Annotated in this window: 19 protein-coding genes; 14 read left to right on the forward strand and 5 right to left on the reverse strand. The window is 63.4% G+C overall.

The window, feature by feature from the left end; genetic code table 11:
* Positions 1-95 precede the first annotated feature (95 nt).
* Both MWN76_RS17365 and MWN76_RS17370 read right to left on the reverse strand, forming a co-directional pair.
* Positions 96-2,819: a TonB-dependent receptor gene (locus MWN76_RS17365; RefSeq protein ID WP_250463744.1), complete on the reverse strand. Its 2,724-nt coding sequence runs from the start codon at positions 2,817-2,819 to the stop codon at positions 96-98.
* Positions 2,820-3,099: 280 nt separating this feature from the next.
* The gene (locus tag MWN76_RS17370) at positions 3,100-5,175 is read right to left on the reverse strand and encodes a carbohydrate-binding protein (protein ID WP_250463747.1); all 2,076 of its coding nucleotides are present in this window, start codon (positions 5,173-5,175) and stop codon (positions 3,100-3,102) included.
* Between the two features lie 217 nt (positions 5,176-5,392).
* On the opposite strand from MWN76_RS17370, the gene MWN76_RS17375 reads away from it, so the two are divergent.
* The 14 genes from MWN76_RS17375 to rpoS all read left to right on the forward strand — a co-directional run bounded on the left by MWN76_RS17375 (position 5,393) and on the right by rpoS (position 22,249).
* Complete coding sequence (locus tag MWN76_RS17375; protein ID WP_250463749.1) at positions 5,393-6,589, forward strand: AraC family transcriptional regulator; 1,197 nt, start codon at positions 5,393-5,395, stop codon at positions 6,587-6,589.
* Positions 6,590-7,027: 438 nt separating this feature from the next.
* The gene (locus tag MWN76_RS17380; RefSeq protein WP_250463751.1) at positions 7,028-10,054 is read left to right on the forward strand and encodes a TonB-dependent receptor; all 3,027 of its coding nucleotides are present in this window, start codon (positions 7,028-7,030) and stop codon (positions 10,052-10,054) included.
* A gap of 234 nt (positions 10,055-10,288) precedes the next feature.
* Entirely contained in the window at positions 10,289-11,596 is a 1,308-nt protein-coding gene (gene tilS, locus MWN76_RS17385) for a tRNA lysidine(34) synthetase TilS (RefSeq protein ID WP_250463753.1), read from the forward strand.
* 126 nt (positions 11,597-11,722) lie between these two features.
* The gene (gene pyrG, locus MWN76_RS17390) at positions 11,723-13,363 is read left to right on the forward strand and encodes a CTP synthase (protein WP_250463755.1); all 1,641 of its coding nucleotides are present in this window, start codon (positions 11,723-11,725) and stop codon (positions 13,361-13,363) included.
* 75 nt (positions 13,364-13,438) lie between these two features.
* A complete protein-coding gene (gene kdsA, locus MWN76_RS17395) occupies positions 13,439-14,284 on the forward strand; it encodes a 3-deoxy-8-phosphooctulonate synthase (protein ID WP_250463757.1) in 846 nt (281 codons plus the stop codon).
* A gap of 195 nt (positions 14,285-14,479) precedes the next feature.
* Positions 14,480-15,766 (forward strand): phosphopyruvate hydratase, encoded by a 1,287-nt coding sequence (gene eno, locus MWN76_RS17400; RefSeq protein WP_250463759.1) that lies wholly within the window; start codon positions 14,480-14,482, stop codon positions 15,764-15,766.
* Positions 15,767-15,850: 84 nt separating this feature from the next.
* Positions 15,851-16,138 (forward strand): septum formation initiator family protein, encoded by a 288-nt coding sequence (locus tag MWN76_RS17405; RefSeq protein ID WP_250463761.1) that lies wholly within the window; start codon positions 15,851-15,853, stop codon positions 16,136-16,138.
* Positions 16,135-16,863, forward strand: a complete 729-nt coding sequence (gene ispD / locus MWN76_RS17410) for a 2-C-methyl-D-erythritol 4-phosphate cytidylyltransferase (protein WP_250463763.1) — start codon at positions 16,135-16,137, stop codon at positions 16,861-16,863. Before MWN76_RS17405 ends, ispD begins: the two co-directional genes overlap by 4 nt.
* On the forward strand, positions 16,863-17,363 hold the full coding sequence (gene ispF / locus MWN76_RS17415; protein WP_250463766.1) for a 2-C-methyl-D-erythritol 2,4-cyclodiphosphate synthase: 501 nt from the start codon (positions 16,863-16,865) through the stop codon (positions 17,361-17,363). The genes ispD and ispF overlap by 1 nt, the downstream gene beginning before the upstream one ends.
* Positions 17,356-18,330, forward strand: a complete 975-nt coding sequence (truD, locus tag MWN76_RS17420) for a tRNA pseudouridine(13) synthase TruD (protein WP_250463769.1) — start codon at positions 17,356-17,358, stop codon at positions 18,328-18,330. The genes ispF and truD overlap by 8 nt, the downstream gene beginning before the upstream one ends.
* Positions 18,331-18,416: 86 nt before the next feature.
* Positions 18,417-19,088, forward strand: coding sequence for a protein-L-isoaspartate(D-aspartate) O-methyltransferase (locus MWN76_RS17425; RefSeq protein ID WP_250463770.1), 672 nt, complete (start codon positions 18,417-18,419; stop codon positions 19,086-19,088).
* On the forward strand, positions 19,085-20,035 hold the full coding sequence (locus MWN76_RS17430) for a DUF368 domain-containing protein (protein ID WP_250463772.1): 951 nt from the start codon (positions 19,085-19,087) through the stop codon (positions 20,033-20,035). The genes MWN76_RS17425 and MWN76_RS17430 overlap by 4 nt, the downstream gene beginning before the upstream one ends.
* Positions 20,036-20,259: 224 nt before the next feature.
* Positions 20,260-21,024, forward strand: coding sequence for a peptidoglycan DD-metalloendopeptidase family protein (locus tag MWN76_RS17435; protein WP_250463774.1), 765 nt, complete (start codon positions 20,260-20,262; stop codon positions 21,022-21,024).
* Between the two features lie 190 nt (positions 21,025-21,214).
* Positions 21,215-22,249, forward strand: coding sequence for an RNA polymerase sigma factor RpoS (gene rpoS, locus MWN76_RS17440; RefSeq protein WP_250463776.1), 1,035 nt, complete (start codon positions 21,215-21,217; stop codon positions 22,247-22,249).
* A gap of 83 nt (positions 22,250-22,332) precedes the next feature.
* Here rpoS and MWN76_RS17445 read toward each other — a convergent pair whose 3' ends face one another.
* The 3 genes from MWN76_RS17445 to MWN76_RS21220 form a co-directional block, all read right to left on the reverse strand.
* Entirely contained in the window at positions 22,333-22,659 is a 327-nt protein-coding gene (locus MWN76_RS17445) for a YdbL family probable chaperone protein (RefSeq protein WP_250463779.1), read from the reverse strand.
* Between the two features lie 11 nt (positions 22,660-22,670).
* Positions 22,671-22,865: a YnbE family lipoprotein gene (locus tag MWN76_RS17450; protein WP_250463782.1), complete on the reverse strand. Its 195-nt coding sequence runs from the start codon at positions 22,863-22,865 to the stop codon at positions 22,671-22,673.
* 167 nt (positions 22,866-23,032) lie between these two features.
* A complete protein-coding gene (locus MWN76_RS21220; RefSeq protein WP_250463785.1) occupies positions 23,033-26,044 on the reverse strand; it encodes an intermembrane phospholipid transport YdbH family protein in 3,012 nt (1,003 codons plus the stop codon).
* Positions 26,045-26,057 lie beyond the last annotated feature (13 nt).

Below are 26,057 nucleotides of genomic sequence, written 5' to 3' on the forward strand. Positions count from 1 at the left end.
GCGCACCCTACGGGCTCAAACCCCAAAACTCGAGTTCAAAAAAGCCCCCAGGGAAGGGAATCGCTGGGGGCAAGGGGAGAAGGGAGAATCATTCCCTAGAAGTTGTAATTCCCCCGCACACCGTAGAACCGCGGCATGGAAACCGGCCCCTTGATCACACCGTCGCCGCCGCCGGCCCAGTAGAACTCGGTCTGGTCGGTGGCGTTGTTGACGAAGGCCTCGACATTCCACTGGTCACCCGGCGCGCCGTATTTCAGTGTCAGGTTGACGTTGTGGTGTTCCGGGCGCTCGTCGGTAAAGGCATCCGGGGTTTCGGTGGCGAATTTGTCCAGGTGTTTGTCCACGTTCTGGAAGGTGTAGTAGGACTGGTCGCGCCAGTAGACGTTGATGGCCGGCTCGAGGATGCTGCCGTCGTTGAACTCGAAGGTGTGGCTGTAGTTCAGCGACACGGCAAACGGCGGCGATACCGCCAGTTCGTTGCCCTTGAAGTTGGTGGTCAGCGTCTCGTTGCTGGGGTCGGTGGCGGCACCGCTGTCGATCTCGAACAGGTCGGTGGTGGCGTGGGCCCACTGGTACATGAAGTCACTGGTGATTTCGGTGTCCAGCCAGGTGAAGTAGCCGTTGACGCGGCCGTTGGGGTAGGGCGCCCAGTCGAATTCCACTTCCAGGCCCTTGATCGCGGCGCTGCCGATATTCTCCGTCTGGAATACGGAGGCGCCTTCGGTGGTGACTTCGCCGGTGAGTTCGCCGGCGTTGTCCCGCTCCTGCACGTAGACCGGGAACAGCACCTTGGCGGAGGCCGCCTGCATATCCTCGTAGTCGCTGTAGAAGAGGGTACCGGTCAGGTTCAGGCTGCCGTCGAGGAAGGTGCCCTTGGCGCCCAGTTCGTAGGTGGTGACGACTTCCGGCTCGTAGGTGTTTTCGAAACGTTTCTTGACGATGCGATCGCCGTTGTCGTCCACGGGATATTCGGTGGTGATCGGGTCCTGTTCGTACTGCACCACCACGTCGCCGATACCGCCGGACTTGAAGCCGTTGGCCACATAGCCGAATACCATCAGGTCGTCGCTGACCTGGTAGTCCAGCCCCAAGCGGTAGTTGGTGAAATCCCAGGAGCCCTTGATCTCGTTGTTGGTGGCCGGCTCGTACATGGCGGAGTTGAGGAAATAACCCGGCGGCAGCTGGTTGAAGGCGTCGCGGTCCCAGGCCGGGAAGCAGGCCTCGCCGGTCTGGGGGTTGATGGTGTCGGCGTTGCAGGCCAGGTTGCGGCCGCCGCGGTCCTGCTTGGTGTCCTTGGTGTAGCGCAGGCCGGCGGTCAGGGCCAGGCGATCGGTCAGGTCGTAGGTGGCCTGGGCGAACACCGCCTCGGACTTGAGGGTGCGATTGGGCTGATCCCAGAAGTCGGCGTTGTTGGCGCTGTTGATCCAGCCACCGGCCATGGCGTTGTCTTCCTGGAAATAGAAGAGCCCGGTGATCCACTGCAGCGGCCCGTCGCCGGTGGATTGCAATTGCAGCTCGTGGGACTGGGATTCGAAGGTGGCGTCGTCGAAGAAGATCGACATGTCCCAGCCGGTGATGCCGCGGTCCTGGTCGGATCTCTGCGAGCGCACCTGTTCCGCCCAGCCGGCGTTGTAGACGAGTTTCAGGCTGTCGCTGAGGTCCCAGTCCAGGTTGGAGCGCACCGTATCGATACTCAGGTCGACCATACCGGGCACGCTGACGTCGACCGTGAACTCGTCGGCGCCGGGGCCGTAGACGCTCTCGCAGCCGAGCAGCCCGGGTACCGGCTCGTCGGTGACGTTGCCGCCGATGGCGTCCAGGTAGTTGCCGTCGCCGTCCTTCAGTACGCGCTTGTCGGCCAGGTCGCAGTTGAGGGTGTCGGTGCTGCCGGCGCTGTTGTCGCGAAACTGCTCGTAGGACAGCATCCACGACAGCCGGTCACCGGGTTCCCACAGGCCGGCGATGCGGAAGGCGTACTGGTCTGAGTTGTTGTAGAAATCCTCCGGGTCCGCCTTTACCAGTTCCTGCACCGTGCCGCCGCCCCAGCGGTCGCGCTGGGTCAGGGTGCGGTCGCTGTCGGCGCCGCTGTAGGCGGGTGCGTTGACCACTTCCTCCGGCAGGTAGCGCGTATCCCACTGGTTGGGGTCGTAGTAGCCGTCCAGGTAGGAGTCGCGGGTCTCCTGCATGAAGGCGGCGCGCAGGGCGAAGGTGTCGCTGACCGGGATATTGATCATGCCGCGGGTCTGTTGATGGTTCCAGCGGCCGGCCTCCACGCCGATGGAGGCGTCGAAGGCCTCGAAGTCCGGGCGGCGGGATATGATGTTGACGCTGCCGACGGTGGAGTTGCGCCCGAACAGTGTGCCCTGGGGCCCGCGCATGGCCTCGACCCGCTCCACGTCGAACATCAGTGCCATGGCGCCCTGGGGGCGCGGCGAGTAGATGCCGTCCAGGTGCAGGCCCACGGAGGGATCGCCCAGTTCGGTGATGTTGGTGGAACGCACGCCGCGCATGGAGATCACCGGCGCCGTCTGGGACGAGTCCATGGAGATTTCCATGTTCGGCACCAGCTTGGCCATATCCTTGACGTTGGTGATGCCCTGGCGGTCCAGGGATTCCTGGCCGAAGGCGGTGATGGAGATGGGGGTTTCCATCAGGCCGGTCTCGCGCTTGGTGGCGGTGACCGTCACTTCCTCCAGTTGCGTGGTGCGAACCGGCTTGTCGGTTTCCTCTGTGGTGTCATTCTGTGCGAGTGCGGGCAGGGCCCAGCAGGCATTGGCCAGCGCTACCGACAGCGCCAGCGGGGTGCGTAGTTTTTGCATTGTGTTTCTCTCATCCGGGTTTATTGTTATCCGCGACCGCCGTTGGCGGCCGTTACCCCTGCGGTGGGCGCAACGTCGGCGCCCGGGAGAAAAGTGCCGCGATTGGCGGTGGCCGTCGTCCGAGTAAGCGGTTCGAACGCATTCGGTCGACCGGGGGCCGCGTTCGGCTGCGGCAGGTTTTCTCGAACCAGTTAATTTACTTTTAAATCAATGACTTGTAGCTGTCCTCCCGGCCGCGGTCGGCGGTGCCACTTCCGCCCCGCAGCCAGGTGGGACGCCGCTATTGCGGCGTCAGCTCGAACCAGTTGAAGTTCCAGCCGCCGCTCTCGGCCCACACCACCAGGTCCTGGCGGCCGGCTTCCAGGTAGACGCTGGTGCCGATGGTGGTCCAGTTCTGCCAGCCGCCGGTGTCCGGGATCGCCAGCGCCGCAGTCAGGTCGGTCCCATCCTGCCCGAGGATCACCTGCCCGCCGCCGCCACTGGAAGCCACGCGGTACTCCAGCGTGTACCAGCCGCTGGCCTGCACGTCGATGCGGTAGGACAGCCAGTCGCCGGCCTCGATATGGCCGATATTGATACCGCCGCCGGTGTCTCCGGTGGCCTCGGAGCGGACGCCGGACTGCCAGTTGAAATGCTGCGCCTGGATGCGGCCAGGGGCGGTGTTTTCCATCGTCATCCAGGTGCGCAGGGCGCGGTTGGGCGCCAGCGGCTGGCTCGAGAAGCTGCGGAAGAAGTTCTCGATCTCGGCGCTGGAGGCGGTGGCCAGGTTGGGGACCTGCATGGGCCCGCTGTTGGCGACCATGCCCCAGGGCCAGCTCTGCGAGCCGTCGCCGCCGGTGCCGCCGAGGGACACGGTCTTGTAGGCCCAGTTGGTGGAGGCCCAGCCGAAGTTGGAGAAGACCCGCGGGGTCAGTGCGCCCAACGGCGCGCCCTGAGCGCCGGAGATGGTCCAGGGTTGGTATTCGCCGACCAGGAAGGCGGTGTCGAGCCCACTCAGCCGGTTGTTCCACTCGCAGACGCCGGTGGTGCCGTCGGGGCCGCAGAAGAGCCAGTCGTTCTGCACCTGGTAGCCGGGCTCGCCCCAGCCGAACAGGCCCGGGTAAAAATGCATCTCGAAGGCGACGTTACTCATGCCGCGGTCGGCGGGATTGCCGTAGGCGTCGATGCCGCTGTTGTGGCCGGGCAGGATGATCACGTGGTTCGTGTCCTTGGCGCGCACCACCTGGTAGAGCTCGGTGATGAAGTCCGCCAGGGTGGTGGCGTCCGTGCCCCAGGGCTCGTTCAGCAGGCCGTAGCCGGCCACGGCGCTGCGCCCGGCGTAGCGCGAGGCAATCATGTCCCAGAGCCACTTGGTGCGGTCGCGGTAGGTGGGATTGCCCCAGAGTTCATTGCGGTCTGCGCAGCCGGAGTGGTGTTCCCAGCCCTGGCTGCCGACGGCACCGTGCAGGTCGAGGATCACGTACATGCCGCGCTGCTCGGCCTGGTCGATGGCCCGGTCCAGGTAGTGCCAGGCGTCGTCGCGCAGGGTGTAGGGCCGGGTCTCGTCCTCGATCAGGCTGTACCAGAAAGGCAGGCGGACGACATTGAGGCCGAAGCTGGCCATCAGGTCCCAGTCGCGCTCGGTAATCCAGTTGTCGCGGAAGACCTCCATCAGGCGTTCCTTTTCCGCGCGACCGAAGCGCTGGGTGAAGTTGTCTTCCAGAGTGCACTGGTCCTGGAACTGGTCGCTGAGGTTCATCATCCAGAACTCCAGTTGCAGCCAGTTGCCGATATTGGTGCCCACCAGGTCGACGCGATTGCCGTCGGCGTCGTGCCAGTAGCGGCCGCTCTGGTGCAGCATCGGCAGGCTGTCGCCGCTCTCCGGTTCGAGGCGGAACCAGTTCAGGTTCCAGCCGCCGCTCTCGGCCCAGACCACCAGATCCTGCTGGCCGCTGTCCAGGTGGACGCGGGTGGAAACCGTCTGCCAGTTCTGCCAGCCGCCGGTGTTGGGCACGGCGGTGGCTGCGGTCAGGTCCTGGCCGTCCCGGCCCAGGATCACCCGGCCGCCGCTGTTGGGCGAGGCGACACGGTATTCGAGCTGGTACCAGCCGCTGCTGCCCACGTCGACGTGGTAGGAGAGCCAGTCGCCGGTCTCGATCCAGCCGACGTTGTCGCCACCGCCGCTGTCGCTTGTGGCCTCCAACTGGATGCCGGACATGGCGCTGTAGTGTTCCGCCTCGACGGTGCCCGGCAGCGCTGTCTGCGCCGGGCTGGCCTGGGCGAACAGCAGTGCCGCGGCGGCTGCCAGCAGGAATTTCCACCGGCGGCTGGAGGTCCCGGCGGCAATGCCGGGGCATTGGTGCGATAGGTTGCTCATCACGCTTTCCTCGATTTATTGGTGTTGTTGTGGCGCGGGCAGTCTGGAATGGCGCGGGCGGGGCAGTCGTTCGAATGGCGGCGATTTGTCCAATTAACCGCTTGTCGAACGCGTTCGCCTGGTTTTCCGGTATCCGAACCCGGTGCCGGGCGGGGTGTTATCCGACGGGGTTTGGGATAAGATCCGGCGGACGGTCAAACAATAAAAATAGAGCGCGATGAGCGAAGTACTGTTCAATTTCCACGATGTCATCCTGCTGATGACCGCCATGCAATGCCTGTTTTTCGCGGTGCTGTTGCTGGCTACCAATAGTCACCGGCAGGTCAGTACCTATTTTCTCGCGGCCTTCCTGTTTGCCCACGCGTTTATCCCGCTGCACGAACTGATCCTGTGGGGGGCCGAGTTCAAGCTCAAGGTGCGGGATTTCTGGCCGCAGCTCTATTTCCTCGGCGGGTTCGCCTATTACCTGGACGGGGTGCTGCTGTTCTTCTGCGTGAAATCGCTGATCTTCCGCGACTTCGCCCTGCGCCGGCGGGACCTGCTGCACCTGTTGCCGCTGGCGCTGTTCCTTCTCTATATGGTGGCGGTTTTCTATCGCCTGCCCGGTGCCGAGCGCATGGTGCTGATCCGCAGCGAGGAGTTCGTCTATGGCTGGGACTATGTGCTGGTGGAGTTCCTGTGCAAATGCCTGCGGGTGGCCTATTGCCTCTGGTGCCTGTCGCTGATCCTGAAATACAAGAGCCTGCTGAAGTCCACCCACTCCAATATCGAGAAGGTGGATATCACCTGGGTCAAAACCCTGGTGTGGGGCTTCCTGCTGGTGATGGTGATGGAGGTGATACTGAGCGTGTCCAAGCTGGCCAGCCTGTACCAGCACTACGACCTGGAGGTATTCGAGAATATCGGCCTCACCGGCTACTACACGCTGTTCGTGCTGATCAACCTGCTGGTATTCACCGGTATCCGCTACTTCGCCAGCTTCGAGGGCGTGCGCCAACGCGACAGCGGGCGCAGGCCGGCGGGCGAACAGATGTTAAATCCGGCACTGGCGGAGGAGATCGACGGGGCCATGCGCCGCGACAAGCCGTACCTGCAGCCGGATATCACCCTGGACATTCTCGCCGCCCACCTGGCCATGCCGGCGCGCGACCTGTCGATGGTGATCAACCGCCACTTCGGCATCAATTTCTACGAATTCATCAACCGCTACCGTATCGATGAGGCCTGCCGGCTGCTGCGCTCCGCCGGGGGCCGCGACAAGACCATTACCGATATCTACCTGGAGATCGGTTTCAACAGCAAGTCGGTGTTCAATACCTTCTTCAAGAAAATCGTCGGCATGACGCCGTCCCAGTACCGGCAATCGGATACCGTGCCGGAGCTTTCCGGCGTGCGCCTGGTGGCGGCCGACTGACACCGTCGGCCGATCCCGGGCGCAGATGCGTCCGCGGTTTTCCACTGTTCCTTCCAGTCATTTATGGCAGTTGGTTGCGATTAGTCATTTGCGGCTGCCTGGGCCCCTCTCCCCCTTTGCGCCTTTGACGCTGAAATAGGCGCCAATCGATGTAACCGGTTACCGTAACCGGTTACATTTATATGAATAATATGATTCAGTAACGGCGGGTCGATATTAAATAAAAAAGAGAGTTCGACTTTTATGGTCGGATCGCCATCTCGGCAATTCCCCCACCTGAACATGCTGCGCCCGGCGGCGTGATCCCCTCGCCCGTCGTCCGCGCATATCAATGTCGGCATGGCGGGTTCAGTTGGGGCACCGGCGCCAAGCCGGATGAGTACACCGTGCCAATAAAAAACATAACCGATTTGTACTAGCGAAACTGAGAGAAGACCGATGGATAATAAACCACAAAAACGCCGGCTATCCCTGTGGGTGGCCGCGCTGTCGCTGGGCGCCGCGGGGCTGCCCGCCATTGCCCAGGAATCCGGCGGGGAACCGCAAAGCCGCGCCGGGGAGCTGCTCGAGGAGGTCGAGGTCACCGGCATTCGCGGATCGCAGAAAAAATCCGTGGATGTAAAACGCAACTCGGAGGTGATCGTCGATTCCATCGTGGCCGAGGATATCGGCAAGCTGCCCGACGTGACCATTGCCGATTCGCTGCAGCGGGTTACCGGTGTGCAGATCGAACGCACCGCCGGCGAGGGCACCAGCCTCAATGTGCGCGGCATGCCGCAGGTGCTGACCACGCTGAACGGCGAGCAGTTCCTGAGTCCCTGGACCATTACCGATGTGGGCGCCAATTACTCGGACATTCCCGCGTCCATGATCGCCGGCGTGGATGTCTATAAATCCCAGGGCGCCGCGCTTTCCGCCGGTGGCATATCCGGTGTCATCGATCTCAAGACCCGCGACCCGCGCGACCTGGAGGCGGGCTGGACCGCCGCCGCCAACGCCGAGGGTTCCCGCGGCTCGATTACCGAGGACGACAACTACAACTTCAATACCTTTGTCGGCTACAACGGCGATCGCTTCGGCTTCACGCTGGGCGGTTTCCAGTCCGACAGCAACTCGGCCAACTACCAGATCTGGGAGGACATGCGCCTCGGTTTCGTCAACCAGGGCGGCGACCCGCTGGACCTGAATGGCAACGGCGACCTGGACGATCGCTACCTGGTGCCGGGCGGCTATGGTGTCAACGCCTATGTGATGGAACGGCAGCGGGAGGGGCTGGCCGGTTCATTCCGTTTCGATATCTCGCCGAGCCTCGAATTTGCCGCCGATGTGTTCTACACCAGAATGGATCAGTACGACCGCGGTGTGGAAACCAACTTCAATGGCATGAACAACGACAATTACGATGTGCTGCGCCCGGGCACGGTCACACAGCGGGAAGCGGTGTTGCCGGCGGAGGGCGACACCCCCGAGCGCGTGATCAACTCGGTGCAGGTGGCCGTCGTGGAGGCGCCGGATTTCCAGGCCACTACCCGCAGCCTGCAGAACCATACCGACGCCATCAACGCCAATATCGAGCTGAAGTTCGACAACGGCGGCCCCTTTACCGGTTCCTTGCGCTATGTGCGCGGCAAGGCCGACAAAACCTACGAAAACGCCATTTTCCAGCAGGGCACGCCCGAGTGGTACTGGGTGGACGAAGACGGCGATGGCATGGACGATCCGGTGGAGCCTTTCTGGGTAACTGTGGACTACCGCAGTGAATACCCCACCTTCGAGTTCGACGAGGACCTGTCCGGCACCGATCGCCTGAACCTGTTCCAGGGGTTTGGCGACGGCACCGAGCAGGAGGCGTCGCTGGATGTGTTCCGCGCCGACGGCAAATACGAGTTCGATATCGCCAGTTTTACCTCGGTGGATTTCGGCGTGCGCCACGGCCGCCGCGACGTGGAGAGCGAGCGCTTTATCTACATGACGCCCACCGGTTACTACTCCACCTGGGAGGATCCGAACGTACCCGAAGAACTGTGGTACCAGCCGTTGCCGGGGGATTATGTCTGGCAGCAGTACCCGGACTGGAACGATTTCGCCGGCAATACGCAACTGGGTATAGCGCCGTTCGACGAGTTGCGGGACAGGTTGATCTCCTACAACGACTTTGGTCCCTTCAAGGGCTGGGGCGACGGCGTGGCGGCGCTCGACCCGAAAGCACTGGACGATGTGGACGGCTTCATGAACTTTCTCTACCCGGGCGCGCGGCGCTTTGTCGATCCGTCGCGGGCCTACTCGGTGGTGGAGGATGAGACTTCCGTATACGGGCAGATGAATTTCTTCAACGACAGCGGCCTGTTCGGTGTGTCCTTCGATGGCAATTTCGGCGTGCGTGTCGTGGAAACGAGACGCGAGGTGGTCAATGCCGTATACGACCAGCAGGCGGTACCGGAGCAGGGCAATTACTACGGTGGCGGTTACCCGGCCACCTATGGTGAACCCCAGGGCTGGCAGATCATGTACAAGAGCCTGGGCACGGAGACCACCAAGACCTCCTTCACCGATGTGCTGCCGTCGGCCAATATCAATTTCTTTCCCCGCGAGGACGTGATCGTCCGTTTCGGTTATGCGGAAACCATGTCCCGCAACGACCTGCGCAATGTCGGGGAGGGGGAGACGCTGTGGTACCAGGAGTACCGCGTCTATACGCCCGATGGCGACCAGGTGGACGAGAACGATGAACGCTACAAGATGGTCACCAGCCCCGGCGGTGGCAACCACCAGGGCAATCCCGACGTGGATCCGTGGCGCGCCAACAACTACAACGTCTCCACCGAGTGGTATTTCGGCGAGGGCGGCATTCTCGGTGCGGGTATCTTCCTGATCGAGGTGGAGAGTGCCACCCAGACCCTGCAGGAGGCGCGCGCCTATCCGGATTCCGATGGTGTGGTGCGCCGCACCGCCAATATCTGGACGACCAAGAATGTGCCGGCATCGGATCTCAAGGGGTTTGAGCTGGGTTACAAGCAGGCCTTCAACTTCCTGCCGGGGCCCTTGTCCAATACCGGCATCGAGGCCAACTACACCTACTCGGACAACGATTCCGGCAGCGTCGACCTGGAGGGCGAGAGCTTCCCGCTCAACTCCAATTCCAAACACCAGGCCAACCTGATCCTGTGGTACCAGGGCGACCGGTTGAGTACACGCGTGGCCTACAACTGGCGCAGCGATATCTTCCAGGGGCAGGCCGGCCTCAATACCAACGAGGCCCCCATCAGCCTCGGCAACTGGGCGGAGGCGGCGGGTTACCTGGACGCCTCGATCAATTACGACCTGCTCGACAATCTCACCGTCTACCTGCAGGGCACCAACCTGACGGAGACCAACTATCGCAACTACGCCCAGTTCGAGAGCCAGCTCCGCTCGATCAATGTGCAGGAGCGCCGCCTGGCACTGGGGGTGCGTATGCGCCTGTAGGCAAAGATCTGTGACTTGTCGTTTCGTTCTGGCGAAAGCCGGGTTTTCCCCCGTTCGGGGAGGCGTTCTGTCGCCTCCCCTTTTTTGATCTGTCTTCAGCGGTCTCCACCCCACCAGGCTTCGTGCCAACCCCCACATTTCTCAACGCCGAAACCTGAGTGTACAAGATGGAGGATCAGCGGCGCCGCTGAAAGGTATACTCCCAATTGAATGGCAGTCTGGCTGGAAACGGGTGTGAGTGAACCGCTGATCGAGATCGTCGAAACCGCGCTGTCGCGCCATCCCTGCGAAGGGCAGCGCTGGCTGGCCTATTCCGGCGGGCTGGATTCCACGGTGTTGCTCTACCTGCTGGCCGATCTCGGCGTGCCGCTGCGGGCCGTTCACATTCACCACGGTCTCTCGACCGCTGCCGATGCCTGGCAGGCGCACTGCGAGCGGGTTGCCGCGTCCCTGGGGGTGCCGCTGACCGCGGTACGGGTGTCGGTCGATCCGGCCGACGGCGGCCTGGAGCAGGCCGCGCGTCGCGCGCGCTACCGGGTTTTCGGGGAAGTGCTGCAGCCCGGCGACCAGCTGTTGGTGGCGCAGCACGGCGACGATCAGGTGGAGACCTTCTTCCTGCGCCTGCTGCGCGGGGCCGGTGCCCTGGGCCTGTCGGCAATGGCGGAGAGCCGCCCATTGGGTCGGGGTCGGTTGTTGCGGCCACTGCTCGCCGCCGGCCGCGGGCAACTGGAGAACTGCGCCCGCGAGCGCGGCCTGGCCTGGGTCGAGGACGAGAGCAACCGGGACCAGCGTATCGAACGCAATTACCTGCGCGCCTCGGTGTTGCCGCTGCTGCGGCAGCGCTGGCCCCTGCGCCAGCGGGTGGTGCGGGCCGCGGACAACCTGCGCGAGGCCGCCGCGCTGCTGCGCGACCTGGCCGAGACGGACCTGGCGGCCTGCGACCGGCGCCGCGAGCGCTTCGGCGAGAGTATCGACCTGGCCCGCCTGCGGCAGTTGCCCGGGCGCCGGCGCAAGAACCTGTTGCGCGGCTGGCTGGCGGAACAGGGCGGCAGTGCGCCGGAGGCGCGACACCTGCGCGAGGCCCTGGAGCAGGTGGCCGGTGCGGCCGCCGACAGTGCCCCGGCGGTAGTGCTCGGCGGCCGGGTGCTGCGCCGCTTTCGCGACCGCGCCTACCTGACGCCGCCGTTGCCGCCGGCACCGGCGGAGGGCGACCGTTCCTGGCGGGGCGAGGTCCCGCTCGACCTGGGCGGCGGCTGGCTGCTGTGCCCGGGCCCCGGCTGGCCGCCCGGGGACTACCGGGTCCGCTTCCGCCGCGGTGGCGAGCGGGCCCACCCGAACGGCCGCCGGCACTCGCAGACATTGAAGAAGCTGCTGCAGGAGGCGGGACTGGAACCCTGGCTGAGGGACCTTGTGCCGCTGGTATTCCGCGCCGGGGCGGGGCAGGCGCCTCTCGCGGTGGGCGATCTGTTTGTCTGTGAGCGGGGTCTGCCGGGAACCCTGGAATGGCGCCATGCGGGGCCGGACAGTGCGATTTGCGATTGAGCAAAAAAGGGCTTTCTGGTAGTCTGGCGTCCCATCTCAAGGCACCGGGAAGGGCGGGAACTATTTCCGTGCGCCCGGGCCAGCCCCGCACTCCCGCATCGGGTTTTCAACTGACCAAGGTTTTGCATGACGCGCTATATTTTTGTCACAGGTGGCGTGGTTTCCTCGTTGGGGAAAGGTATCGCCTCCGCCTCTCTGGCCGCCATTCTCGAGGCCCGCGGCCTCAAGGTCACCATCCTGAAACTGGACCCCTACATCAACGTGGACCCGGGCACCATGAGCCCCTTCCAACACGGCGAGGTCTACGTGACCGAAGATGGCGCCGAGACGGATCTGGACCTGGGCCACTACGAGCGCTTTATCCGCACGCGCATGTCCAAGCGCAACAATTTCACCACCGGCCGCGTCTACGAAACCGTGCTGCGCAAGGAGCGCCGCGGCGACTATCTGGGTGGCACCGTGCAGGTGATCCCGCATATCACCGATGAGATCAAGCGCCGCGTACTCGAGGGCGGCCGCGATATGGACGTGGCCATCGTCGAGATCGGCGGCACCGTGGGCGATATCGAGTCCCAGCCGTTCCTGGAATCCGTGCGCCAGCTGCGCGTGGAGCTGGGCCTGAACCGCGCCCTGCTGATTCACCTCAGCTACGTACCCTTTATCGCCACCGCCGGCGAGACCAAGACCAAGCCCACCCAGCACTCGGTCAAGGAGCTGCGCTCCATCGGCCTGCAGCCGGATATCCTGCTGTGCCGCTCCGAGCGCGAGATCGACGAGGATTCGCGCCGCAAGATCGCGCTGTTTACCAACGTGGAAGAGCGCGCGGTGGTGCCGCTGCCGGACGCCAGGACCATATACGGCGTGCCGCGCCTGCTGCACGACTACGGCCTTGACGATATCGTGGTGGAAAAGCTGCAATTGGAGTGTGCCGCGCCGGACCTGTCTGAATGGGACGCGGTGGTGGATGGCAAGCTGAATCCGCAGCACGAAGTGAAGATCGCCATGGTCGGCAAATACATGGAGCTGCTGGATGCCTATAAATCCCTGATCGAGTCCCTGGTCCACGCGGGCATCAAGCACCGCTGCAAAGTGGATATCGCCTTTATCAACGCGGAAGATGTCGAGGAGGAAAACGGCCTCGACCTGATCAGGGACGCCGATGCGATCCTGGTGCCCGGCGGCTTCGGTGAGCGCGGCCTCGAGGGCAAGCTGGAATCCGTGCGCTACGCGCGCGAAAACAATATTCCCTACCTGGGCATCTGCCTGGGGCTGCAGTCGGTGGTAATCGAATACGCGCGCAACGTGCTGGGCCTGAAGGAAGCCAACAGTACCGAGTTCGACGTCAAGACACCGCACCCGGTAATCGGCCTGATCACCGAGTGGATCGACAGCGAGGGCAAGATCGAGAAGCGCGACGAGCAATCCGACCTGGGCGGCACCATGCGCCTCGGCGGCCAGGAGTGCCGCCTGGCCAAGGACAGCAAGGCGCGGGATATCTACGGCTCCGACGTGATCATCGAGCGCCACCGCCACCGCTACGAAGTGAACAACAACTACGTCGACCGCCTGCAGAAGGCCGGTCTCAAGATCGGCGGCTGGTCCGCGGACGACACCCTGGTGGAAATGGTCGAGCTGCCGGAACACCCCTGGTTCGTGGCCTGCCAGTTCCACCCGGAATTCACCTCCACACCGCGCGACGGCCACCCGCTGTTCGAGAGTTTCATCGCCGCGGCGATGAAGCAGCACGGCAAACGGGACTCGGTTTAATCGGGCTCGCTGCGCTTTGCCCTGAACCGGGGCTGTAGGAGCCTGCTTGCAGGCGAATAAAAAAGGTGGAAAACATTGAAGAATATTGAAGTAGGAAAGGTCCAGGTTGCCAACGACAAGCCGTTCACGCTCTTCGGCGGCATGAACGTACTGGAGTCTCGCGACCTGGCCATGCAGGTGGCCGAGCACTATGTAAAAGTCACCGAAAAACTCGGTATCCCCTATGTCTTCAAGGCCTCATTCGACAAGGCCAACCGCTCCTCGATCCACTCCTACCGTGGACCGGGCATGGTAGAGGGCCTGAAGATCTTCGAGGAGATCAAGAATACCTTCAAGGTGCCGCTGATCACCGATGTGCACGAACCGCACCAGGCCGCGCCGGTGGCCGAGGTGGTGGACGTGATCCAGCTACCGGCCTTCCTCGCCCGCCAGACCGACCTGGTGGCGGCGATGGCGAAGACCGGTGCCGTGATCAATGTCAAGAAACCGCAGTTCATGAGTCCGCCACAGATGAAAAATGTGGTGGAGAAGTTTGCCGAGGGCGGCAACGAGAAAATCATCCTGTGCGAGCGCGGTGCCTGCTTCGGTTACGATAACCTGGTGGTCGACATGCTCGGCTTCCGCACCATGATCGATTCCACCGGTGGCGCACCGCTGATTTTCGACGTGACCCACGCACTGCAGATGCGCGATCCGGGCGGCGCCGCTTCCGGCGGCCGCCGCGCCCAGGTCACTGAACTGGGCCGCGCCGGACTGTCAATCGGTATCGCCGGCCTGTTCCTGGAGGCGCACCCGGATCCGGAAAAGGCCCTGTGCGATGGCCCCAGCGCGCTGCCGCTGGAAAAACTGGAGCCTTTCCTGGCGCAGATGAAAGCCGTGGACGATCTGGTCAAAGGCTTCGAGCCGCTGGATACCAAGTAGTATCTTTATGTCCCTCCTTTTTCTGGAAGGGCCGTAGGAGCCTGCCCTGCAGGCGAAAAGGGAACGGGGTCTCCGCCGCCGTTCGCCTGCAGGGCAGGCTCCTACAAGTGCAGCTTTGCCACCTGCGCCGGTAGTTACAGGCAAACAACACCAATTAGCCATTCATCACTCAATAAAACATGGAGCCCTTGTTAAATGAGCAAAATCGCCGCCGTAAAAGCCTACGAAGTACTGGATTCCCGCGGTAACCCGACGGTCGAAGCCGACGTAATCCTGGAAGACGGATCCGTCGGTTCCGCCTGTGCCCCGTCCGGTGCCTCCACCGGTTCCCGCGAAGCGCTGGAACTGCGCGACGGCGACAAGAGCCGTTACCTGGGCAAGGGCGTGCTGAAGGCCGTTGACAATATCAACACCACCATCGCTGGCCTGCTGAAGGGCATGGACGCGACCGACCAGCGCGCGCTGGACAAGGCGATGATCGACGCCGATGGCACCGACAACAAATCCGTGCTGGGCGCCAACGCCATCCTGGCGGTTTCCCTGGCCGCGGCCAAGGCGGCGGCCGTTTCCAGGAAAATTCCGTTGTACCAGCACATCGCCGAGCTGAACGGCACCGCCAGCCAGTACAGCATGCCGGTTCCCATGATGAATATCCTCAATGGCGGCGAGCACGCCGACAACAATGTGGATATCCAGGAATTCATGATCCAGCCCGTCAAGGTCGAGACCTTCTCCGAAGCCCTGCGCCAGGGTGCCGAGATCTTCCACTCCCTGAAAAAAGTGCTGTCCGCCCAGGGCCTGAACACCGCCGTTGGCGATGAGGGCGGCTTCGCCCCGGACCTGCCGTCGAATGAAAGCGCACTGAAAGTGATCGCCGAAGCGGTAGAGCAAGCCGGTTACAAACTCGGTGACGACATCACTCTCGCCTTGGACTGCGCCTCCTCCGAATTCTACAAAGACGGCAAGTACGACCTCGCCGGCGAAGGTAAAGTGTTCGACAGCGCCGGCTTCGCCGACTACCTGGCGCAACTGGCCGACAGCTACCCGATTCTTTCCATCGAAGACGGTATGGACGAGAGCGACTGGGACGGCTGGAAAATCCTCACCGACAAGATCGGCGATAAGGTGCAACTGGTGGGCGACGACCTGTTCGTGACCAATACCAAAATCCTGAAGGAAGGCATCGACAAGGGCGTGGGCAACTCTATCCTGATCAAGTTCAACCAGATCGGCTCCCTGAGCGAGACCCTGGATGCAATCAAGATGGCCAAAGACGCCGGCTACACCGCGGTGATCTCCCACCGTTCCGGCGAGACCGAGGACACCACCATCGCCGACCTGGCCGTCGCCACCGCCGCGGGCCAGATCAAGACCGGTTCACTGAGCCGCTCCGACCGCGTGGCCAAGTACAACCGCCTGCTGCGTATCGAAGCCGAGCTGGATGGCTCCGCCCCGTACCGCGGCCGCGCAGAGATCAAGTAAATGCGGAATGAATGCGCCTCTGCCGGTGCGGGGTTTGATGTTCCGCGTTCCGCGTTCCGCATTCCGCGTTTATAGGGACGCCGCATGCGCTGGCTGTTGGCAATTCTCACCATCATGCTGCTCGTTACCCAGTACCGCCTCTGGGTGGGTGAGGGCAGCCTGGCGGAAGTCACCCGGCTGAAGCGGGAGCTGGTTCAGCAGCAGGAAAAAAACTCTGCGCTGGCGCGCGCCAACCGCCAGTTACTGCGCGAGGTGCGCAGCCTCAAGCAAGGCACCGACGGTGTCGAGGCCAAGGCCCGCTACGACCTGGGGTTGATCAAGGAGGACGAAACCCTGTTTATCTTTCTCGACCCGGAGGAGTCCAAAGAGTGACCAGCGCGACTCTCACCAGTGGCTACTGGGTTGTGGTGCCCGCGGCCGGCGTCGGCCGGCGCATGGGCGCCGACCGGCCCAAGCAGTATCTGCCGGTATTGGGCCGGCCGCTGTTGTCGCTGACATTGCGCAATATCCTGACCTGGCCCGGTATTGCCGGTGTCGTGGTGGCCGTGTCCGACGACGACAGCTGGTTTCCCCACCTGCCGGAAGCGGAGCATCCGCTGGTACACCGGGTGACCGGCGGTGCCGAGCGCGCGGACTCCGTACTGTCCGCGCTGAATTTTCTCGCTACCCGCGAGGCCCCCGAAATACCGGTGCTGGTGCACGATGCCGCGCGCCCCTGTGTCGCGCTGGAGGATATCGAGGCGCTGCTGCGGGCGGATTCCATCGCGCTGTTGGCGCAACCGGCCAGCGATACCGTCAAGCGCAGCCGTATCGAGAATGGCGGCACAGTGGTCGACAGCACCCTGGAGCGCGAATCCATCTGGCTGGCGCAGACACCACAGCGCGCGCCGCTGGCGCTGCTGCACGACTGTCTTCGCAAGGCGCTGCAGCGGGGCGAGCCGATCACCGACGAGGCCGGCGCACTGGAGCTGTACGGTCACCGGCCGCAACTGGTGCCGGGGCGCCGGGACAACCTCAAGGTCACGCATCCCACCGATATCCTGCTGGCGGAGACCATCCTGCGTCTGCGCCATGCCGCCACCGAGGACAAACGCTAGTGCGCTTTCGCATCGGCCAGGGCTTTGATGTACATGCCTTCCGCTCCGGCGAGGGCGATTGCGGTGATTGTGTCATTCTGGGTGGGGTCAGGATCCCGCATCGGCGGGGCCTGCAAGCCCACTCCGATGGCGATGTGCTGTTGCACGCGCTGGCGGATGCACTGCTGGGGGCACTCGCCATGGGTGATATCGGCCACCACTTCCCGGATACGGACGCAGAGTACGCCGACGCCGACAGCCGCGCGCTGTTGCGCCATGTGATGGGCCTGGTCGCCGGGCGCGGCTATCGGTTGGTGAATGCCGACTGTACCCTGATCGCCCAGGCGCCGAAGATGGCGCCGCATATCGATGCCATGCGCGCGAATATCGCCGCCGACTGCGGGGTGGAGATCGGTGCGGCCAGCGTCAAGGCCACCACCAGTGAGCGCCTCGGTTTTACCGGCCGCGGCGAGGGCATTGCCGCCCAGGCGACGGTCCTGCTCGAGCGTGCCGATGACTGATTCCCCCACCGACTGGACACAGGCACTCGACTGGCCGCGGGCGCTGGGCGGCGCCGCCATCGAGGGCGACTTCCGTTCCGTTGCCGAAGATTTTGTCGTCGACGAACTGGCCGCGCCGCCGCTCGCCGACGGTGAGCACGTCTACCTGCAGATCCGCAAGCGCGGTGCCAACACCGGCTGGGTGGCACAGCAGCTGGCGCAGTTGGCCGGCGTGCGCAATCAGGATGTCGGTTACTACGGTCTCAAGGACCGGCACGCGGTAACCACCCAATGGTTCAGTGTCTGGCTGGGCCGGAAGCCGGAACCGGATTGGACGCCGGTCAACAGCGATGAAATTGCGCTGCTGCAACACCATCGCGGGCCGCGCAAACTGCGCCGCGGCGAACACGGCGGCAACCGTTTCGCCATCCGCCTGCGCAATATCCGCGGCGACCGCGAGGCGGCGGAACGAGTTCTGGCGCGGCTTGCCGGCGGAGTGCCCAATTACTTCGGCGAGCAGCGTTTCGGCCGCGCCGGCGGCAACCTGGACACGGCGCGCCGGCTGGCGGAGGAGGGCGGTCGCAGCCGCCGCAGCGACAGGGCCTTCGCCATGTCCGCCGCCCGCAGCTGGCTGTTCAACCTGGTGCTGGCGGAGCGGGTGCGGATGCAGAACTGGCAGCAGCCGCTGGCCGGCGAGCCGGACGTGCAGCCCAGCGGTCCGCTGTGGGGCCGCGGCCGCAATCCCGCCGCGGATGTGGTGGCGGAACTGGAACAGCGGGTGACCGGGCCCTGGCGCGCCTGGTGCGACTGGCTGGAGCACTGTGGCCTGCAGCAGGAGCGGCGACCGCTGCTGTTGCAGCCGGCGGCCTTCGAGTACGAGTGGCCGGAAGAGGATCTGGTGTTGCGCTTCGCGCTGCCACCGGGGACCTTCGCCACTGCCGTGCTGCGGGAAGTGGCAGTGCTGGCCAACGGTTCCGGCGCCACATAGAATCTGCCCGGGAGGCTCGGGCCGGAAGCCCGTCAGTTGCGTAGGGTGCGCCGTGCGCACCGGTGAAGTTGGAACAATAAAAGAATATGGACCACTTGAAACGTGAAGGCCTGGGAATGACCTCCCAGCGTACCCGCAACCGCCTGATCCAGAGGTTGCGGGACGAGGGCATCGCAAACGAAACCGTGCTGGACGTGATGGCGTCCACACCGCGCCACCTGTTCCTGGACGAGGCGCTGGCGATCCGCGCCTACGAGGATACCTCCCTGCCCATCGGCTACGGCCAGACCATCTCCCAGCCCTATATCGTTGCGCGCATGACCGAGCTGCTGCTGAGCCGCGCCAAATCCCTGCACCGGGTATTGGAAGTGGGTACCGGCTCCGGCTACCAGACGGCGATACTGGCGCGCCTGGTGGACAATCTCTATTCGGTCGAGCGCATTGGCCCCCTGCTGGACAAGGCGCGCCGGCGCCTGCGGGAGCTGGACCTGTACAACGTCGAATGCAAGCTCAGCAGCGGCGGTTTCGGCTGGCCGGAAAAGGGGCCCTACGACGCCATCCTGGCGGCCGCGGCGCCCGCCTCGGTGCCCGCTGAGCTGAAGGAGCAACTGGCCCCCAGCGGTGTGCTGGTGTTGCCCGTCGGCTCCGATCGCCAGCACCTGACCATCGTCAGCCGGCGCGAGGACAGCGACAAGTTTGATGTGGAGCGGCTGGAGGCCGTGCGCTTTGTGCCCCTGCTCGGCGGAGTGGTCCGATGACGTCGCGGGGACTGTTGCGGCATCGCTACTGGTCGGTGGCTGCGCGGGGCATGGCCATGGGGGCGGCGGATGTGGTGCCCGGTGTCTCCGGCGGCACCATCGCGTTTATCACCGGGATCTACCAGGAGTTGCTGGATTCCCTCAGCAGCATTGGCCCGCACACCCTGACCGTGTTGCGCCGCCACGGAATCGGCGTGGCCTGGAAGACCGTCAATGGCAACTTCCTGCTGGCGCTGTTCGCCGGCATCCTGCTCAGTATCTTCAGCCTCGCCACCCTGATCAGCCACCTGCTGGAAAACTATCCGATCGTGGTGTGGAGCTTCTTCTTTGGCCTGATACTGGCCTCCACAGTGCCGATCCTGCGGCAGATTCCGCGCCGCTCGCCATCGGTGTTCGTGTGCCTTGCCCTGGGAGTACTGCTGGCTGTAGCAGTCAGTGAAATGCGGCCGGCACAGGTCCCGGCCACACCGCTGACCCTGTTTTTCTCCGGTGCGCTGGCGATCTGCGCAATGATACTGCCGGGGATTTCCGGCGCCTTTATCCTGTTGATGATCGGCATCTATCCGCGGGTGTTGGCGGCGGTGCACGAACTGCAACTGCTCAACCTGTTCTGTTTTGCCAGCGGTGCCGCAGTCGGCCTGATGTTGTTCAGCCGCCTGTTGTCCTGCTTGATGCGCCGGTATATCTCCCGCACCCTGGCTTTTCTGGCGGGCGTGTTACTGGGTAGCCTGAAGATCGTGTGGCCGTGGAAGTTGCCGCTGGGCGAAGCCGCGGCCGCCGGGGACAAACTGGCGCCGCTGATGTCGAACTCCTGGCCCGGGAGCTACGCCAGCGCGACCGGTGAATCGGCCCATCTGGTTCCGGCACTCGCTGCGGCGGTGTCCGCGGCGGCGCTGGTGTTGTTGGTGGATTTCCTGGGGGAAAAATACCGCTCTGCGCACAGTTAAAGGGCATTGCGCGGGAGCCCGCCGGATTCCGATCTGGACAAGGTCGGAATGGCAGCCTTTTCTAAAGACTTTCGGCCCGGTTTCAGGATATTTTTTTAGACACTTTTTCCATAAATCTGGCCGTCTGATGTAAAAAGAGAATAATGAAATGTCGTCCCTTTCAACAGTTTGAATCCATATCCTGGCGGGCTAATTCGCTTGGCTCTCGCTGGTACCCGGATTTTATGTTAAAAATATTTATCATTGCTTGGGTTTTCCTCCTGGTGGCGGGGTGCGCCAGCCACCGCGCACCCACCAGTTCCCTGGAGCAGCCGCCGAGCCAGCGGATCCGCCATCATATCGTCAGCAGCGGCGAGACCCTCTATTCCATCGCCTGGCGCTATGGCAAGGATTTCCGGGATATTGCAGCAGTCAACGGCATAGCGGCCCCCTACCAGATATACCCCGGTCAGAAGTTGCAGCTGGCCGGGCGCGCCCCGGTTGTGGCGGCGCCCCGCCCGGTCCGGAAGTCGTCTCCCGCGCCCTCCCGAAAGAAAGCCCCGGCCAGGACAAAACCGGCTTCCAGTCAAAAATCATTAACACCCAAGAAGACGCGGAAGCCGCGTGCACGTGTTTCATCGGGGAACATCCGGTGGCAGTGGCCGACCGAGGGGCAGGTCATCAGCCGTTTCCGCTCCGGGGATCCCCTGAGAAAGGGTGTTGATATCGCCGGGGAAAAGGGAGACTCTGTACTCGCAGCAGCCAATGGCACCGTGATCTACGCGGGTAGTGCGCTGAGAGGCTACGGAAAACTGCTGATCGTCAAGCACAGCGAGGAATTCCTCAGTGCTTATGCTCACAACCACAAGTTGCTTGTGCGTGAGGGCAGCGAAGTCAAGGCGGGGCAACGGATAGCGGAACTGGGTTCGAGTGGTACCGACCGCAACAAGCTCCACTTTGAAATTCGCCGCAACGGCCAGCCGGTGAATCCCGAAACCTATCTGCCATAGCCCGGCCAGGGCGTCCGGAGGTTCTGCAGATAAAAATGGACTTTTAATTTGTACCACTTGAGGTAGTCACCGGAATCGTGACGATCGCAAGGTCAAAGCGACGCCGGAGGCTGTCGCACTGACCGCAGCCCCCGGGCTGGGGTCCAGCAGCAGTGCGGCTGACATTGGCAAAGTACAAGGAGTTGGGGAAATGGAAGCACATCGGCAAGATCGGGTAGTCGCCGGCCAGGCAGAACTTCCTCCAGAGTTAAACAATGAACGTCAAGTAGATAAAACAGAGGACAAATCGAAGGGCCGCACCCGGAGAGCGGCGACAAAGAAAAGCTCCGAACCCACCCCCCTGAAGGCGCGGGAACGCAAGTCGGAAACCGACAGTCACCTGCAGAAAAATCTCGACGCCACCCAGTTGTATCTGAATGAGATCGGTTTTTCCCCACTGCTGACCGCTGAGGAAGAGGTGTACTACGCCCGCAAGGCCTTGCGCGGCGATGCGGCAGCGCGAAAACGCATGATTGAAAGTAACCTGCGCCTGGTGGTCAAGATTGCCCGCCGGTACGTCAGTCGCGGTCTCGCGCTACTGGATCTGATCGAGGAGGGCAATCTCGGCCTGATCCGTGCGGTGGAAAAATTTGATCCGGAACGGGGTTTCCGCTTCTCTACCTACGCCACCTGGTGGATTCGACAGACTATTGAGCGGGCGATCATGAACCAGACCCGCACGATCCGTCTGCCGATCCATGTCGTAAAGGAACTGAACGTCTACCTGCGGGCCTCCCGCGAACTGGCGCAGAAACTGGACCACGAGCCCTCGGCGGAAGAGATTGCCTCTCTGCTGGAAAAGCCGGTGGAAGATGTGGAGCGCATGCTGGGGCTCAATGAGCGCGTCACTTCCGTGGATACGCCCATCGGTCCGTCCTCCGAGAAGACCGTGGTGGATACCATACCGGACCAACAGGAATCCGACCCGGCGGAACTGCTGCAGGACACCGACCTGTTCGACAGCATCAACCGCTGGTTGGGAGAACTGCCGGACAAGCAGTGCGAAGTGGTATCGCGCCGTTTCGGTCTGCGCGGCTACGAGGCCAGTACCCTGGAGGAAGTCGGGCGGGAAATCGGACTGACGCGGGAGCGTGTTCGCCAGATCCAGGTGGATGCCCTCAAGCGCCTGCGCGAGGTGATGGAAAAGCAGGGCCTGGACAGCCACTCCCTGTTTGCAAACCTGTAATCAGCGACGACAGGTAAAAAAAGAAACAAAAAAGCCCGCGAAGAGAAGGCTCTCTTCGCGGGCTTTTTTGTAATACGCAGTCGTTACTTCTGTGCCCAACGCCCGCGATTGTCCTGGTAGTAGTCACCGGAGGAGAGCCTCGCTTCCAGTTTCTCTGCCGCGCGTGCAGCCACCTGGGCCACGGCAATGTCGTTGCGCTTGGCGATCCGGACATAGGCGGCCTTGCGCTTGGCGTTGACCTGGGCCACCAGTTGTTCCAGCTCCGGTGAACTCTGGCCCACCACGGCGATATAACCACTGTTTGCCTCGCCCACCAGCCCCTGGTTGCGGGCCTGGTCGAGGGTGATGGCCATGGCTGGCAGGGCAATGGCGAGGCCCAAACAGAGCAGGGCAGTCTTTACTGTCTTCACGGTGTGCCTCCTTAGAAAATACCTTCTTTGTCTTCGAACAGGTTGTCGAGCTCCTTGTCGACCTTCACGCGAATCTCGTGCTCTATCTTGACATTGAGATTGACCGTGATCGGTTCGCTGGGTGCCTGTACCGCAACGGTAGGCGTGCAGCCCGCCGCCGTCACGGCGGCAGCCAGCAGCAGCGGAAGCAGTCGGGTGGTTGTCATCTGACCTTCCTCAATCGTTAAAACACCTGACGCCCGCGCTCGCCGCGGGACTGGGTCGAATGTCGAGAGCCTTGATGGAGGCTGCCTTGCATTCTAAGCCCACTAGCTTAACCCAAACTGAACCCTGAATCCCCGAATTCATGGCGATACCCCGTGAATCGTCTCTGTTATTGCTCACTGACCGCTTTCTCCAGTGCCCCCGTCAGGTCGCGGCTGGCCTGTAGCGAGCGCAGCATATCGGGGATATTGTTCTCCAGGTTCAGGTTGATGACCAGGTCGCGGTCCTCTGCTACCGAGTCACTGCGTCCCACCAGTTTCAGCTGCATCTGCATGTCGCCGCTGGGGGGGTATTCGAGGGTGCCGCTCAGCTCGCGGTAGTTGTAGTCCTCCAGCGCGCCGGCGATCAGTTTAAGCTGTGGGTTTCCGGACAACATGGACGGGGAGAAGGCGCCGTAGTAGCGCAGGCGGCCGCCCGGCGGGCGGGCTTCCACCCGCCCCTGCTCGACGGTCACGCCGTCCGCGTCGGTCAGCAGTGGGATGCGCAGATCGAGGATACCGCTGGCAGCAAAATTTTCAGCTTCCATTTCATCGGCGAGTTGCTCCAGGGAAATGCCGTCCAACCGGGCTTCGCTGCGCCGCATTTCCCCGTCCAGGTTCCAGGTCAGTTGGGGGGACCGCAGTGTGCCCCCGAGCAATTCGGCGCGGAGATCGATCAGTTCCAGGTTCCGCTGCCGATCCAGCGAGAGTGCAAAGCGGATATCGTCGATGGCAACACCGACATCCACGGACCCCACTGTCAGCGGTTGCGGCGACCCGGTGACCCAGAGGCCGTCCCGTTGTTCTGCCGCCAGGGTACCGGAGGCATCGACGGCAAACATGTCGCCGTAGGTTGCGGCGAGCCGGTCCAGGGTCAGGGACAGTCGATCGCCCTTAGCGCTGCCCAGCGGCCAGGAAATCTGTCCGCTGGCGCCGATACTGCCCGCGACCAGGTCGGCCGGCAGGCCGCTGATGGAGTCGCTGAGTGGCGCTTCGCGGCTGAATTCCACGCTCGGTATATCGAAGCTGGCGCTGCCGCGCCCGCTCTCCAGTTGGTGGTGCCAGTCGGCTTCGGCCCGCAGCGCGCCGGCCTGCAACGTGCCCTCGCCCCGCAGCGTGTCGCCGGCCAGTTTGAAGCGGCCGCGGATCGATGCATCGAAGGCATACTGCTCCAGAACCCGCGCGTGGATATCATCCGAACTGTACCGGGCCTCCAGCTGTACCCCGCTGTCCGCGGTGGACAGGGACAGGGCCTGCAGATCGACCGTGCCGGAGGTTGCCAGTCCGTCGGTGCTGGCGCCGTCGGTTGTCGTGGTGATGGAATCCGCACTGCAGTCGATACCACTGGCTGCCAGCGAGCAGTGCACTTCCGGGGAGCGTATGGAAACGGTTTCCAGTTTCCACGCCTGCCGGCGCAGGTTGCCGGCGGCGATTGCCATATCCGCGAGAGTCAGGTCGGTCTGCTGTTGTTGTATGTCGACTTCCAGGTGGGAATGCAGGGAGACCTGTTCCCCCTCCAGCTCCTGCGCAGGTAGTGCCAACCTGTCTGCTCCGGCTTCCAGGTCGAGTCTGCAGGTGCGGTCGGTATCGATGCGGCACTCCAGTGCGGAGATTTGTGCCGAAATCGGCGCGTCATCGCCGTCGGGCCGCAGGCCCAGCTCCAGCGCTGGCGCCGCCAGTGAAATGCTGCCCGGCCACTGGGCGGCGGAGACCGTCAGGGGCTCGTTCAGTGCCAGTGTGGCGATGGCACGCGGCCAGCCGAGTTGTTCCAGAACGGGGATGTCACTGTCGCCTGTCGCGGCGGTCAGGCCGAGCCGGGTCTCCGGCAACAGTGAAAATTCGAGATTTTTTACTGTGGGGGCGCTGCCCGCTGTCATCTGCCCCAGGGGCTGCAGTTTTGCCGTGCCGCGGAAACTGCCACTGCCTTCGGGCGAAGTCAGTTGCAGGCCGCCGGCGAGCGATTGCCAGCGTTCGGCCTGTAGCAGCGGCTCGAGGGCCGCAAAACGGATTTCGCCGGCCAGGGATATAACCGGCTGCGCGCCGGAAACCCGCGTATCGATATCGGCACTTAGCAGCGGTGTATCGCCGGATGCCGTGGACAGGGTCAGGCGGCCGCCGCCGGCGATATCCCGGGGCCGGAATGGGGACAGGGAGGCGAAGGTCACGGTTGCGACCCCCGGGGTGGAGAAAACGAGTTCCAATGGCGCACCGAGGAGTGGTTCGGGCAGCGCCAGTGTCGCCCTGTCCGCGGACAGCTCGACAAGGATATTGCGGTACTCATCCAGGTGTAGCAGGCGATCCGGGAGCTGCATGGCCAGCCGGGCATCTGCGCTGCCGCTTGCGTTGGCCACGGCTTCGGATACTGCCTGCGGCAGTGGCAGTCTGCGCAATTGTCCGAGCGCCAACTGGAGTTGCAGTTGTGCCGTCCAGTTTTCTGTATCGAGCCGCTTCAGTTGGCCGGACAGGGTCGCGGCCCGCTCTGTGTCCGCGAGCAGAGTCACCTGCACTTCGGGTTCCCGGTCCAGGTGGCGCAGCTGCAGCCGCAATTGATGCTGTTCGCTGGCCAGCTGCAATTCCACGCTGCCGCTTTTGTGGTCCCGGTCCAGCGTCAGTTGCCCCCGCTCGATGGGGCCGCCCAGCCAGCGGAGATCGGGGATGCGGATATGTTCGGGGAGGTATCTCTGTAATAACTCGAGCAGTTCGCCGAGGCGCAGTGCCTCGGCACCCGGTTGCGCCCCGGCCTGTGCCGGCTCCGCCGCTTGCCGGGCCGCGCTTGTCGTTTCACCGGCCGGGACGGGTGCCGGTGCGGCGGCGGCGATCTGGGGCGCGGGAAGATAGCCGACTTCGGCGATGGTGAGATGGCTGCGGTTTACCCTGGCGCCGAACAGCAGGTCGAAGGGGCGCTGCAGATGGATATCGCGCAGGGCGATTTTCGAGCCGCTCTCCAGGGTCAGGGTAATCTGCTCCAGGCTCATGGCGCCGAAACCCGGGTCGAGACCGCGGATCGATTCCACCTGGCTGCCCTCCAGCAGCGGATTGACGAGGTTCGGTGCAATGCGGTCCCTGTTCAGCCAGGCCCACCAGCAGGCTGCTGCCAGCAGCAGTAACACGGCAATCAGGGTGGTAAGTCGGGATCTGCGCACCGGGTTCCTCTCG

Source organism: Microbulbifer litoralis (assembly GCF_023634065.1).
Lineage (GTDB): Bacteria > Pseudomonadota > Gammaproteobacteria > Pseudomonadales > Cellvibrionaceae > Microbulbifer > Microbulbifer litoralis.

Coding starts and splice junctions, on each gene's coding strand:
- MWN76_RS17365 (WP_250463744.1), bottom strand. CDS start 2,819: ATGCAAAAACTACGCACCCCGCTGGCGCTGTCGGTAGCGCTGGCCAAT.
- MWN76_RS17370 (WP_250463747.1), bottom strand. CDS start 5,175: ATGAGCAACCTATCGCACCAATGCCCCGGCATTGCCGCCGGGACCTCC.
- MWN76_RS17375 (WP_250463749.1), top strand. CDS start 5,393: ATGAGCGAAGTACTGTTCAATTTCCACGATGTCATCCTGCTGATGACC.
- MWN76_RS17380 (WP_250463751.1), top strand. CDS start 7,028: ATGGATAATAAACCACAAAAACGCCGGCTATCCCTGTGGGTGGCCGCG.
- pyrG (WP_250463755.1), top strand. CDS start 11,723: ATGACGCGCTATATTTTTGTCACAGGTGGCGTGGTTTCCTCGTTGGGG.
- eno (WP_250463759.1), top strand. CDS start 14,480: ATGAGCAAAATCGCCGCCGTAAAAGCCTACGAAGTACTGGATTCCCGC.
- MWN76_RS17405 (WP_250463761.1), top strand. CDS start 15,851: ATGCGCTGGCTGTTGGCAATTCTCACCATCATGCTGCTCGTTACCCAG.
- truD (WP_250463769.1), top strand. CDS start 17,356: ATGACTGATTCCCCCACCGACTGGACACAGGCACTCGACTGGCCGCGG.
- MWN76_RS17425 (WP_250463770.1), top strand. CDS start 18,417: ATGGACCACTTGAAACGTGAAGGCCTGGGAATGACCTCCCAGCGTACC.
- MWN76_RS17430 (WP_250463772.1), top strand. CDS start 19,085: ATGACGTCGCGGGGACTGTTGCGGCATCGCTACTGGTCGGTGGCTGCG.
- MWN76_RS17435 (WP_250463774.1), top strand. CDS start 20,260: ATGTTAAAAATATTTATCATTGCTTGGGTTTTCCTCCTGGTGGCGGGG.
- rpoS (WP_250463776.1), top strand. CDS start 21,215: ATGGAAGCACATCGGCAAGATCGGGTAGTCGCCGGCCAGGCAGAACTT.
- MWN76_RS17450 (WP_250463782.1), bottom strand. CDS start 22,865: ATGACAACCACCCGACTGCTTCCGCTGCTGCTGGCTGCCGCCGTGACG.